Here is a 12,673-nt window from a genome sequence, read left to right on the forward strand (position 1 = left end):
ATTGTAGTTAACAATGGCAGATATGGTTATTAATCCTGATTTTGTAGAGGAGAGAAGAAGGTCTCCTATGGGAGCTCGTTATGGTAAGATTATGATGTGGTTTTTTATAGTTTCCGACTCTCTTACCTTTGCTGGTTTTTTGGTTGCGTATGGTTTTATGAGATATCAATCTCACGGAACATGGCCTATAGCTGATGAAGTATTTACTCATTTTCCTTTTTTACACGGACATTATCCAATGTTATATGTCGCTCTTATGTCTTTTATACTCATAGTGTCATCTGTAACTATGGTTTTAGCTGTAGATGCTGGTCACAAGAATGAAAAGAATAGATGTGCTACTTGGATGTTTTTGACAATATTGGGAGGACTTGTGTTTTTATTATCTCAGGCTTGGGAGTGGAGTAATTTTATAAGTGGTTCTCATGGGGCTATGAGACTAAAAAGTGATTACATAGCTCTTTTTGTGGATAACAAAAATGAAAAGATAGCCATCTCAGACTTTATTTCAGATCAAGAGAATGATATGGATGAATTAGAGAGAGTTAGATTAGCTTTTAGTTCTAATAAGGATTTAAACCTTAGGGTGAACAATGAGTTTATAAAAAATGAAGATACTGCCAAGTATTTTCAAGGCGCAAAAATTGTTAGGGGTGCAAATCTGATAGAAAACGAGTACGGTCATACTACTTTTGCTAATTTCTTTTATTTCATAACTGGATTTCACGGTGTTCACGTCTTCACTGGAGTATTGTTGAATTTTATAATATTCTGTAATGTCCTTTTGGGGACGTTTGAAAAAAGCAAGGACTACGAAATGGTAGAAAAGGTAGGTCTTTATTGGCATTTTGTAGATCTAGTATGGGTATTTGTATTTACATTTTTTTACTTGATATAATAAAACGATAGGTTATGGGAAATAATCAACACGGCACAAGATGGATTTGGATTACATTTTTTATCTTGTTTGCGATCACATCTGTAGAGGTAATTTTGGGAATTATTAAGCCTAGTGTGCTAGTAGATAATTCATTTATACGTTTTAGTCTGTTGAACTGGACCTTTATGGTTTTGACTATCACTAAGGCTTATTATATAGTTTGGTATTTTATGCATTTAAAGGAGGAAGGAAAAATATTTACATGGTCTATTACTATACCCTTGTATATATTAATTCCATATTTGGCTTTTATAGTATTAGTAGAGTCGGATTATATAAATTCAGTATTATTCAATTAGATAATGCATAGAGTAAAGAAATACTTTATACTCTTTGTAATAATACTTTTACCAGCTGCGATATATCTCTTCCTGTTTACTGGGAAGCATCACATGAAGTTTTTGTCAGTTCGGGAGAGCGCTGTAAGGGATAGTGTATTTAAAAAATATCCTGAGCTATTTGAACTTTTAGATAAAAAGATTTCCGTATTGTATTTCGCTGGCGGACCTGATTCGAATGGCAGAAATAGTGTTTTCAATATTTTTTCTAAGGTTTATAAGAAAAATTTTAGGGCTGGAGATTTTCAGATAGTTGCTTTTTGTACAGGGGGTGTGGAGGAATTAAAAAAATCTCTTTCTAGGCTATCAGATTATAAATCTGATAAGTGGTTGTGTTTAGATTTTAGTCCAGAGGATTCTAGAGATCTTTTCAAATCGATATACGATACCGATAGTATTGATATAGACAATTCTTCTATGTATTTGTTTTTGTTAGACAAAGGACTTAATTTGCGCGGCAGAAAATACGAAAATAGAGCAGATGTTGATCCCATTTACAATAGCCAGTCAGTTGGAGATTTGAATAATTTAAAAGATGATATAACTATTCTTTTGAAAGAATATGTGCTGAAGGATAAAGCTAGTAAGTCATTAAGGAGGTAAGTCACTTTTGATTTAATATGAAAAAATTAAGATTTGGTCTTGTAATAATTATACTGATTTCCCTTATTTGGGTAATCAAAGAGCTATTTATCAGAAGAGGAAAAGAAAACTCTGATATGGTTGTTATAAGTGATTCTTCTCCTTCTTTTTCTTTTTTAAATCAGAGTGGAGAATTGGTCTCTAGTGAGGATTATAAAGGAAAGGTTTATGTAGTAGAGTTTTTTTTCACTTCTTGTCCAGATATCTGTGAGAAAATGAATAACAACATGCTTTTTGTACAGAACAGTTTTTTTGGCAATGCAGATTTTAGAATAGTATCTTTCACGGTAGATCCTGAAAATGATACAGAACAAGTCTTGAGAGAATACGGAGAAAAATTAGGAGCAAACACCAAGATTTGGAATTTTTTAAGAGGAGAAAAGCAAGATATATATAATCTGGCCCAAGAGTTTTTTATCAGTGCTAATGAGGATAAAGATTCCCCTGGAGGCTTCTTTCACGACGGTAATTTTATATTGATAGACAAGAGAGGTAGAATAAGGAGTAGGTTCGAAGATGGTAATCCCAAAGCTGTTTATTCTGGAACTGATAAGAAGGATATATATAAGCTCATTGACGATATAAAAGTATTATTAAATGACTGATAATTATTTTAGATTGAAACGAGCAGACAAAATCTTTATACCTGTAATAAGTATTATATCGATAATCATCCCCATCGTTGTAGGGGTGTTGATATACTTGCCCGATAGATATAATATTTTTGATATGGAGGCTGGTACTTTGCCTTTATTCCATGCGTTATTAAATGCTTCTACAGCTGTATTATTGTTTATCGCATTATATCAAATAAAGAATAGGCGTATAGAATCACATAAAAGAACTATGCTTATGGCTTTGGGGCTATCCATATTATTCTTATTATCGTATGTGATTTCTAAAATACAGCATCCCCCTGTTGCTTATCGGGGAGAAGGATTTTATAGATATTTGTATTTTTTTATACTCATAACTCATATATTGTTATCTGCGGTTGTGGTTCCCTTGTGTTTGCTATCTGTGTATAGAGGTTTAACTAGAAATGATAAGTTACACAAAAAAATTTCTCGTTGGACCTTTCCTATTTGGATGTATGTTGCTATAACTGGTGTGTTAGTATACGTTATGATGAGACCTTATTATTGATAATTTAGTTATGAAAGCTTTTAGAGGTAAGTGTATTCTTTTGTTATTTCTCAGTTTTTGCTTTTTAGCAACAGATGTTTACTCTCAGTGTTCCATGTGTAAGGTTGTGGCTGAGTCTTCTATACAAGGGGGCAATAGTATAGCCAAAGGGTTGAATTCAGGTATTTTATATTTGATGGCCTTTCCATATATTTTATTATCTGCACTAGCAGTCTTTTTGTTTTTGTATATAAGAAAGGAAAATAAAAAAATAAACACTTAAATAGTATATCGTTGATAATCTTCTATGGATGAAGTAAAAGAACTGGTAAATCTCATCAATAAAAGGATAGAGGATTATAGAGATTTAAATAGATCGAATGTAAATGACGATCCTATAGATTACATATTGAGCTTGGGGGGCAAGAGAGTTCGCTCTACTTTGGTTTTAATGTCTTACAAGTTATTTGACAGTAATATAGAGATAGCTATAAAGCCAGCTTTGGCCGTGGAGTTATTTCATAATTTTTCTCTGGTCCATGACGATCTTATGGATGATGCACTTATAAGGAGAGGCATGCCCAGTGTGCATGTCAAGTGGGATACTAATACAGCTATATTATCTGGAGATACTATTCTCATAAAGTCTTATCAGTTTTTAGAAGCATTGCCTGCAGAGGTGTTGAAATTAGTTTTTTCTATTTTCAATACTGTGGCTATAGAGGTATGTGAAGGTCAAAGGCTAGATATTTTATTTGAGGATATAGAGAAAATAGAGATGTCCGAGTATATTAGAATGATAAAATATAAAACAGCGGTTTTAATAGCGGCCTCTTTGAAAATAGGGGCTGTATTGGGAAATGCAAAACAGAAGGATATTGATCTTTTATATGAATTTGGGATAAATATCGGAATAGCATTTCAGCTTCAAGACGACATGTTAGATTTATATGCTACATCTGTCAGTTTTGGTAAAAAGATAGGTGGTGATATATTGGAGAATAAAAAAACTTTTTTATTTATTAAAGCCTTGGAGCTGGCTAATTGCACTGAGAGAGAAGATCTCTTATTTTGGTTTAGAAAGAGAGAAAGTGATGACCTGAAAATAAGTTCAGTAAAAGGGATATATGATAAACTAAATGTCAAGCATCATATATGTGAGGAGATAGAGCATTACTATCACAAGGCTAAAACGATTCTCTCTCAAGTATCAGTTAGTGAAGATAAAAAAGCTATGTTGTATGACTTTTCTAAAAAGCTGATGTCTAGAAAGTTCTGAAAAGTATTCCTTCTAATAAAACTATTAAATACAACTTTATTAATCAAACACAGGTTCTTGAGTGAGCTAAGGCTTGGAAATTAGTCTTTCAACAGTTGTTGAAATATTAGATAATCAGGTCTTTTTCAGCTATAATGCTAATTATTATCTATAGTCTTAAAATTATAGTGTCATTATGGCATATTGCTATTTTTGGCATATAAGTTGAGCTACACTATTTCGTTGGAAGATTTTTAATTTAAACTCTATATAAAAATGACAAAAGGAAAAATTGATGTAACAGCGGATAATATATTTCCAATTATCAAGAAGTTTCTGTATTCTGATCATGAGATATTTTTGAGAGAGATAACATCAAACGCAGTAGATGCTAGTAAAAAATTGAATGTTTTATCTACAATAGGAGAATTTAAGGGAGATATAGGAGATCTCACTATAGAGATTAAAGTAGATAAAGATGGAAAAAAGCTTCACGTTATAGACAAGGGGATTGGTATGACCGAAGAAGAAGTGAAAAAATATATCAATCAAGTAGCTTTTTCAGGGGCAAAGGAGTTTGTCAATCTCTACAAGGATAAGGCTGAAGGAGCAAATATAATAGGAAATTTCGGATTGGGTTTTTACTCTTCTTTTATGGTTGCTAAAAAAGTTGAGATCTTAACTAAATCGTATAAGGAAGATTCTAAAGGGGTGCGTTGGGAATGTGATGGTTCTCCTGAATATACCATAGAAAATATAGATAAGCAAGATAGAGGGACAGAGATAATATTACATATAGCCGATGACTCTACAGAGTTTTTAGAAGAGAGTAGAATAAGTACTCTATTAAATAAATACTCCAAGTTTTTGCCTATACCTATAAAATTTGGAACTAGACAAGAGACTAAAAAAACAGGTGAAGGCGATGATGCTAAAGAGGAAAAAATAGAGGTAGATAATATAGTAAACAATACTAGTCCAGCTTGGACAAAGCAAGCTACAGATCTCAAAGAGGAAGATTATAAGTCTTTTTATAGAGAATTATATCCAATGCAGTTTGAAGATCCTTTGTTTCATATACATCTGAATGTAGATTATCCATTTAATTTGACGGGGATATTGTATTTCCCAAGGATAAAAAACAATATTGAGATTCAAAAAGACAAGATTCAATTATACCAAGATCAGGTTTTTGTAACGGATAATGTAGAAGGTATAGTTCCAGAATTTTTAACTATGTTAAAAGGTGTTATCGACTCTCCTGATATACCATTAAACGTATCTAGATCTTATCTTCAGTCTGATGGAGCGGTAAAGAAAATATCGGGATATATAACTAAAAAGGTTGGAGATAAATTAGAGGATCTGTTTAAAAAAGACAGAAAAGATTTTGAATCTAAATGGGATGATATAAAAGTCGTTATAGAGTATGGAATGTTATCTGAGGAAAAGTTTTACAAAAAAGCAAAGGATAAGTACGCTCTATACCCTACAGTAGAAGGAGAATATTTCACTTTTGAGGAATTTAAAGACAAGGTTAAGGATCTTCATAAAGACAAAGACGGTAAAATAGTTTTATTGTATTCTTCTGATAAAGAGGCTCAGCATTCTTACATACAAACAGCTAGGGATAAGGGCTATGAAGTTTTATTATTAGACAGTCCTATAGTTCCACATCTCATACAGAAATTAGAAACAGATAACGAGGGTATTTCTTTTGCTAGGGTAGATTCAGATCATGTAGATAAGCTTATAAATAAGGATGACAAGCCTCTTGCTAAATTGTCTGAAGATGAGCAGAAAAAGCTCAAAGAGATAATAGAATCTAATATAGAAAAGGATAAATATATAGTTAAGATAGAAAATTTAGATTCTTCTGAAAATCCATTTATTATAACTCTACCAGAATTTATGAGAAGAATGAAAGAGATGCAACAAGTTGGGGGAGGGGGTATGATCATGGGCAATATGCCTGATATGTATAATGTAGTAGTTAATGCTAATCATCCATTGATATCAAATCTATCAAAAGAGAAGGAGGATAGACAAAAGGAATTAATTTCTCATATGTTAGATTTAGCTAGACTGTCTCAAAACTTACTGCAGGGAAAAGAGTTGACTGATTTTATAAACAGAAATTATAAGATGATAAAGTAAAAAGTCAGATAATTTTTATTTGAAAAAGAAGCTGTCTCAAAATCGAGGCAGCTTCTTGTTTTTTTATGTCCATTTTAGTTCAAGGGATAAATAAAAAACTCTCAATAAAAATAAAGCTACTACCTTAGTGTTTTAATTTTGGGGTCAATGGCTTAGTTATTCATTTAGGTCGTTGACATTTATTTTTTAATAATATTAGATATGAAAACAAACAAAATAGTTAAAAACATTTTATCATTACTGACTCTTGGTCTTGTGGTTTTTTCTTGTAATAAATCAACTGAAGGGACTGAAGGAACTGATACAGATAAAGCAATTGCAAATATTAAAAGCATTGTTTTTACAAAAGCTAAAAATAGGACCACAGCAACAAAAGCTGCTTCTACTCCTAGTGTATCTCCTGCTACCCCTGCAGCTCCTAACGCTAATGTTTCTGATGCTTATAAAGCTCTATTTATAACAAAAACTCCTGCTGTTGAATTAGATGACGAATTTGAAGCAGATATTGAAGGGGATAGTATTATTAAAGTAATAGTGCCGTTTAATACAAAATTAACAAGTACTACTCCTGTAACATTAAAAGCTACTATCACTTTAAAAGAAAAACTTGGTGAAAATGTTTATTTAGATGGTAATAAATTAGATGCTAATGCTAATGCTCTTTCTTTTGATCATGCTATTACAACTAAATTAGTTCATAGTGAACTAAAAACTGGTGTTAGTAAGACTTTTGAAATCTCTAAAAAAGAAGGCGATAAGGTTATTGCTAAAAAATCATTTAGAGTAGTTTTTATTCATAATACTGATCCTTCAACAAAATCAGTTTTAGATGTTGGTACTGGTACTAATGGTAAACTTACTGCTCTTGTGTTTAAGCCTAGCACAGATGAACCTAATAGCAAAATTAAAAATACAAATTCAAGTCCTGTGAGCCCAGTAAAGGCTACTACTGCTGGGGCAGGAACTAAAGATTCTCCATATGCGTTTACAATGACTAAAGGATCAGATAAGGAACTGGAAGATTCATGGACTAGTAAAAAATTCAAAGCAGATGTTTTAACACTTCCAGATGGAGCTTTTATAGATGTAGCAACTGCTGGGGACTTTGAGATAGGTAGTGGTAATGCTAATCATACTGTAACAGATCCTACAACTGAGTTTACTATAACAACTACTGATCATGGCATACAGTTTAGAGTAGTGGCTCAGGATGGAATAAAAGCTACTTACTATAAGTTGACGTTTAAGGATTCTTAATAAGATTTAAGAATCTAATATTTACAATAAGAAGCTGTCTCAAAACCGAGGCAGCTTCTTGTTTTTTTATGTTCATTTTAGTTCAAGGGATAAATAAAAAAACTTCTCAATTAAAATAAAGCTACTACCTTAGTGTTTTAATTTTGGGGTCAATGGCTTAGTTATTCATTTAGGTCGTTGACATTTATTTTTTAACAATATTAGATATGAAAACAAACAAAATTTTTAAAAATATTTTATCATTACTGACTTTTGGTCTTGTGGTTTTTTCTTGTAATAAATCAACTGAAGAAACTGAAACAGGGAACGAAATAGCAAATATTAAAAGCATTGTCTTTACAAAAGCTAAAAATAGGACCACAGCAACAAAAGCTGCTTCTACTCCTAGTGCATCTCCTGCTACCCCTGCAGCTCCTAACGCTAATGTTTCTGATGCTTATAAAGCTCTATTTATAACAAAAACTCCTGCTGTTGAATTAGATGACGAATTTGAAGCAGATATTGAAGGGGATAGTATTATTAAAGTAATAGTGCCGTTTAATACAAAATTAACAAGTACTACTCCTGTAACATTAAAAGCTACTATCACTTTAAAAGAAAAACTTGGTGAAAATGTTTATTTAGATGGTAATAAATTAGATGCTAATGCTAATGCTCTTTCTTTTGATCATGTTATTACAACTAAATTAGTTCATAGTGAACTAAAAACTGGTGTTAGTAAGATTTTTGAAATCTCTAAAAAAGAAGGCGATAAGGTTATTGCTAAAAAATCATTTAAAGTGATGTTTATTCATGATACTCCTTCAACAAATTCAGTTTTAGCTACTGGCACTGCTACTGGCGGTAAAACCCCAGTTACTGGGCTTGGGTTTACTACAGGGACATCTGGTCAGCCTAATGAAAAAATAAAAGCTGGTGCTACAGCTGCAAGTCCAATGTATCCTACGAAGGCTAGTAGTAATGCTGGCGCTGGAACTCAAGCATCTCCATTTGAGCTTACGATGACTGGAACATCAAGTGCAGCCCAAGAATTGGTGCAAAGTGTTAGTTTTGATGCTAATACTAAATTCAAAGTAGATGTTTTAACACTTCCAAATGGAGCTTTTATAGATGTGACTGCTGCTAATTTTACTGCTATTAGTAATCATCTTGTAACAGATCCTACAACTGCTGCTGGGTTTGCTATTTCAACTACTGATCATGGTATTCAGTTTAGAGTAGTAGCTCAAGATGGAACATCAGCTACTTACTATAAGTTGACGTTTAAGAATTCAGCTAGTTAAATTAGGGGATTAAAATAGTATTAGTTATTTTATAACTGTTTGAAAAAAATCAATTATTTACAATAGGTAAGGGGCTTTTAGGCCCCTTTTTCTGTTTAAAGAATATTATGACTCTTAAAAAAAGAACCGCAACTAAATAATTACTACTATCTTAGCTAAGACATTCACTTCTCTCTATTTAGGGGAAGAATTAAAATGAAGCTTGTGGCTGATACTTTGATATTCAAAGCTATTGGCAAGTTGTAATTAATTATTTTTTAAAAAAAAAATGAAGAAAAATTATTTTTTAAAGAGTATTATTTTCTCTTTTGTATTGTTGTCGGTAATTATTTTCTCCTGTGATAAAAAGAACATTATAGAAGAGGATTTAAATATATGTATAGAATCATTTTCCCTTCTTGATTCTGAGAATGCGGGGAAAAAATTAGAGTCTAATATAGACTGTCAGATAAATGCTCAAGAGCATACTATATCATTAACAGTTCCTCATACAGCTGTTTTAGATGGCTTAAAGTTTAATATAACCCCATGTGAAGGGACTACAATATCTCCTGCTAGTGGTGAGGCAGTTGATTTTGAAGCCGTTGTAGAAGAAGCTACTAATGAGGATGTCTCTGAAGGGGCTGCCGAGGAAACTAGTAAAAAGCCTTCTTCTCAACGTTATAAAAAGGTGTTTACCTTAACAAAAGAAGGGAAATCTCAAGAATATACTGTTTATATAACTAAATTTTTAGCTAGTGACTGTTCTATTAGTTCGTTTAAATTAGAGAAGACTAATAATGAAGGTAAGATTTTTGGAGATAGAGTAGGTGTTATTAGTGAATCTACTGATACTACTCCTTCTACTATAACATTACACGTGTCTGATGCAGCTATTTTAGATGGTTTAATTCCTACAATAGTTCACACAGGAACTACTTTTAGTTCAGAGAGTCCTGTTTCTACTACCGATTCTGGCACTAGTATTACTACAACTACAGTTAATTGCACAGTAACTGCTGCAGATGGAGAGACAACAAAGGTTTATGTAGTAAAATATATCAAAGACTTATCTTCTGATAATAAAATTTCCACATTTGCATTTACAAAAGATAACACCAATAATACAGGTCTAAAATTAACTAGGTCTTCTACTGCTGAAGGTAGAACAGGTGATGTTGAAATTAATGACACTAATGGAACCATAAAGGTAAAAGTGTCTACTGCAGCAGATGTAGCAGCTTTAATTCCTACTATAACTAAGCATGAAAGAGCTACTATAAGTCCAGCTGAAGACGTTCATGATTATAGCACTAATAATGGCACTAAAGTTTATACCATTACAGCTCAGGATGGTCAAACAAAAGAGTATACAGTATCTGTTACTAAGAACCTTTCTAATGCTAAAGAAATAAGTAGTTTTAAATTTGAGAGTTCTCAAAATACTGATAAGAATTTTGCTAGTAGTACGGATTATCCATCCGAGACTATAACTTCTACTGGAGATAATGATGTTGCTGTAAGTGTTAAAATTCCAGCTATTGTTACAAGTTTAGATGGTCTAAAGCCTACTATAGCTATCAGTGCTAGTGCCACAGTAAGTCCAGCAGATGGAGAGGCACAGAATTTTGTTCGTGGTACAGCTGTAGATTATACTGTAACAGCTGAGGATGGTACTACTAGAAGATATAATGTAACCATTCCTACATTAGACGCACTAGCAGAGATTACTTCGTTTAAAATTAAACCCTCAGATCATAGTGGTAACTCAAAGATTACATCAGAGATAGAATGGACTAAGTCAGATGATGAAAACTATACAATAGTATTAGATGGAGAAGATGACACTACTGTAAATCTTAGTCCTGAAATATCACTTTCTACAAGCGCTTCAGTAAACCCAGCTTCTGGAGCAGAAACTGAGTTTACTTATGGTACAGCTCAAACTTATACTGTAACAGCTGAGAATGGTTCTCAAAAAACATATCAAGTAACTGTAAAGTCTTCAAATTCTAAGATGAAGTCGTTTGGGTTTAAGAAAGACACTGGAAATAATAGTAGTAAAAAAATTGTTCAAGATGTAACAGGAACTATAGATCATGTTGCTAAAACAGTAACAGTAAATGTTCCACATGATGCAGTACTTGATGCTTTAACTCCTGATATAGAATTATATAACGGAGCTAGTGTTACCGATCCTTCAGGAGGAACTAATACAGCGCAAAATTTTAGTGATAGTAACACAGTAAAATATACTGTAACAGCACAAGATGGGACTAGTACTACTGATTATACTGTAACTGTTCAGAAAAACGCTGAACCGAAAATAAAAACGTTTAAATTTGGCGTTGAATCTTCAAAAAATATTCCAACAGAGATATTAGGTGATGTTAACGATGATGGAACTATAATTGTTAAAGTCCCTCATAATGCAAGTTTAGATGCGTTGACTCCAACTATTACAGCTAGCACCGCTCCTTCTAACGTTACAGTGTGTACAGGAGAAAATTGTAATACTGATAACGCTAATTCTACTTCTGTTGATTTCAACACTTCTCATTCAAATGCTGTACAATACAGTGCAGTAGGGCCTGATGGAGGAAGGAAAGTGTATAATGTTAAGGTCTATAAGGAGCCTAAAATAGAAACGTTTAAGTTTGAACAGACTAAGAATGCAGGTAATACTGATTTTCCTGCTAATAAAACATATGTTGGTTCAGTTGATGAGACAGGTAAAACTGTAACCATCACAGTTGCTAATACGGTTGATGTAGCAAAACTAACTCCTACTATTACTGTTTCTACTGAGACCACTGCTTTTACATCTATTTCTACGGATTTCAGTAGTGGTACTCCAACGGTTACAGTTACAAACAAGGATTTGCCTGAACTTACTAAAACATATAATGTAACTGTAACTAAAGAATCATCACCAGTTTTATCAAGTTTTTCAATAAACGCTAATCCTGGTAAGGGTATTAAAGATAATGTAACTGCTGCCCTAACTCATGAAGGAGGTTCTGCTACTGGAACAATAAAATTAAAATTCCCTAAGAATAATGAAAGTGAGTTTGATTTAAAAGGATTAAGTTATACTAGCACCGCTACTGCGGGAGCTACTCTAACTCCTACTAGTCAAATATCTGAAGATATTAGTTCTGGCAACAATAAAGTTACTTTAACAAGTACTCTAGGATCTAAAAGAGAATACACTATTCAAGCAGTTAAAGGGCCGTTTATTAAGTCGTTTAAGTTTGAAACTGGTGATACTAATACAAGTATAACTACTCCTGTTGTAGGAACTATTGACCATGATGCTGATACTATAAAACTAGCAGTAACGCTTTCTGGTTCGGCGGCGGATTCAACCCCAATACAGCTAACTCCTACAATTGAGGTGGGAGGAGATAACGCCAGTGTTGAGCCTGCTAGTTTGGATTCTAAGGAGTTTACTTTGAATACCGCTGTTGAATATAAAGTAACAGGTAAAGAAAATATGCAAAAGACTTATCAGGTTACTGTAACTAAAGCTAGTTCAGGCTAATAGATAATTATTATTCAACTTTAATCTAAGAGCAGACAGTCAATTATACGGCTGTCTGTTTTTTATTTTTTTATGTAGTTACTATTAGTTAATAAATAAGTATAGTTAAATAATTACTACTATCTTAGCTAAGATATTCTGTTTTCTGTC

General features: G+C 32.7%; 10 protein-coding genes. All 10 read left to right on the top strand.

The features are described 5' to 3' along the window. Positions 1–13: 13 nt before the first annotated feature. The 10 genes from JBKA6_RS03060 (at position 14) to JBKA6_RS03110 (ending at position 12,523) form a co-directional block, all read left to right on the top strand. Positions 14–898 carry a cytochrome c oxidase subunit 3 gene (locus tag JBKA6_RS03060; protein WP_096685753.1) on the top strand — a complete coding sequence of 295 codons (885 nt, stop codon included), beginning with the start codon at positions 14–16 and terminating at the stop codon, positions 896–898. Positions 899–912: 14 nt separating this feature from the next. Continuing rightward, complete coding sequence (locus JBKA6_RS03065) at positions 913–1,239, top strand: cytochrome C oxidase subunit IV family protein (RefSeq protein WP_096685755.1); 327 nt, start codon at positions 913–915, stop codon at positions 1,237–1,239. A 93-nt stretch (positions 1,240–1,332) separates the two neighbouring features. Then, the gene (locus tag JBKA6_RS03070; protein ID WP_096685757.1) at positions 1,333–1,881 is read left to right on the top strand and encodes a hypothetical protein; all 549 of its coding nucleotides are present in this window, start codon (positions 1,333–1,335) and stop codon (positions 1,879–1,881) included. A 17-nt stretch (positions 1,882–1,898) separates the two neighbouring features. Then, on the top strand, positions 1,899–2,525 hold the full coding sequence (locus JBKA6_RS03075; RefSeq protein WP_096685759.1) for an SCO family protein: 627 nt from the start codon (positions 1,899–1,901) through the stop codon (positions 2,523–2,525). Then, positions 2,518–3,066 (top strand): DUF420 domain-containing protein, encoded by a 549-nt coding sequence (locus JBKA6_RS03080; RefSeq protein WP_096685761.1) that lies wholly within the window; start codon positions 2,518–2,520, stop codon positions 3,064–3,066. Before JBKA6_RS03075 ends, JBKA6_RS03080 begins: the two co-directional genes overlap by 8 nt. A gap of 286 nt (positions 3,067–3,352) precedes the next feature. Next, positions 3,353–4,324, top strand: a complete 972-nt coding sequence (locus JBKA6_RS03090) for a polyprenyl synthetase family protein (protein ID WP_096685765.1) — start codon at positions 3,353–3,355, stop codon at positions 4,322–4,324. A gap of 255 nt (positions 4,325–4,579) precedes the next feature. After that, on the top strand, positions 4,580–6,460 hold the full coding sequence (htpG, locus tag JBKA6_RS03095) for a molecular chaperone HtpG (protein WP_096685767.1): 1,881 nt from the start codon (positions 4,580–4,582) through the stop codon (positions 6,458–6,460). 201 nt (positions 6,461–6,661) lie between these two features. Further along, positions 6,662–7,717: a hypothetical protein gene (locus JBKA6_RS03100; RefSeq protein WP_096685769.1), complete on the top strand. Its 1,056-nt coding sequence runs from the start codon at positions 6,662–6,664 to the stop codon at positions 7,715–7,717. Positions 7,718–7,923: 206 nt separating this feature from the next. Further along, entirely contained in the window at positions 7,924–9,000 is a 1,077-nt protein-coding gene (locus tag JBKA6_RS03105) for a hypothetical protein (protein WP_096685771.1), read from the top strand. A gap of 268 nt (positions 9,001–9,268) precedes the next feature. Beyond that, complete coding sequence (locus JBKA6_RS03110; RefSeq protein WP_096685773.1) at positions 9,269–12,523, top strand: hypothetical protein; 3,255 nt, start codon at positions 9,269–9,271, stop codon at positions 12,521–12,523. The last annotated feature ends 150 nt before the right edge of the window (positions 12,524–12,673 follow it).

This window comes from Ichthyobacterium seriolicida (assembly GCF_002369955.1).
In the GTDB taxonomy this organism is placed as follows: Bacteria; Bacteroidota; Bacteroidia; order Flavobacteriales; family Ichthyobacteriaceae; genus Ichthyobacterium; species Ichthyobacterium seriolicida.

Excerpts from the sequence above, each read along its gene's own strand:
- JBKA6_RS03060 (WP_096685753.1), top strand. The coding sequence starts at position 14 with ATGGCAGATATGGTTATTAATCCTGATTTTGTAGAGGAGAGAAGAAGG.
- JBKA6_RS03065 (WP_096685755.1), top strand. The coding sequence starts at position 913 with ATGGGAAATAATCAACACGGCACAAGATGGATTTGGATTACATTTTTT.
- JBKA6_RS03070 (WP_096685757.1), top strand. The coding sequence starts at position 1,333 with ATGAAGTTTTTGTCAGTTCGGGAGAGCGCTGTAAGGGATAGTGTATTT.
- JBKA6_RS03075 (WP_096685759.1), top strand. The coding sequence starts at position 1,899 with ATGAAAAAATTAAGATTTGGTCTTGTAATAATTATACTGATTTCCCTT.
- JBKA6_RS03080 (WP_096685761.1), top strand. The coding sequence starts at position 2,518 with ATGACTGATAATTATTTTAGATTGAAACGAGCAGACAAAATCTTTATA.
- JBKA6_RS03090 (WP_096685765.1), top strand. The coding sequence starts at position 3,353 with ATGGATGAAGTAAAAGAACTGGTAAATCTCATCAATAAAAGGATAGAG.
- htpG (WP_096685767.1), top strand. The coding sequence starts at position 4,580 with ATGACAAAAGGAAAAATTGATGTAACAGCGGATAATATATTTCCAATT.
- JBKA6_RS03100 (WP_096685769.1), top strand. The coding sequence starts at position 6,662 with ATGAAAACAAACAAAATAGTTAAAAACATTTTATCATTACTGACTCTT.
- JBKA6_RS03105 (WP_096685771.1), top strand. The coding sequence starts at position 7,924 with ATGAAAACAAACAAAATTTTTAAAAATATTTTATCATTACTGACTTTT.
- JBKA6_RS03110 (WP_096685773.1), top strand. The coding sequence starts at position 9,269 with ATGAAGAAAAATTATTTTTTAAAGAGTATTATTTTCTCTTTTGTATTG.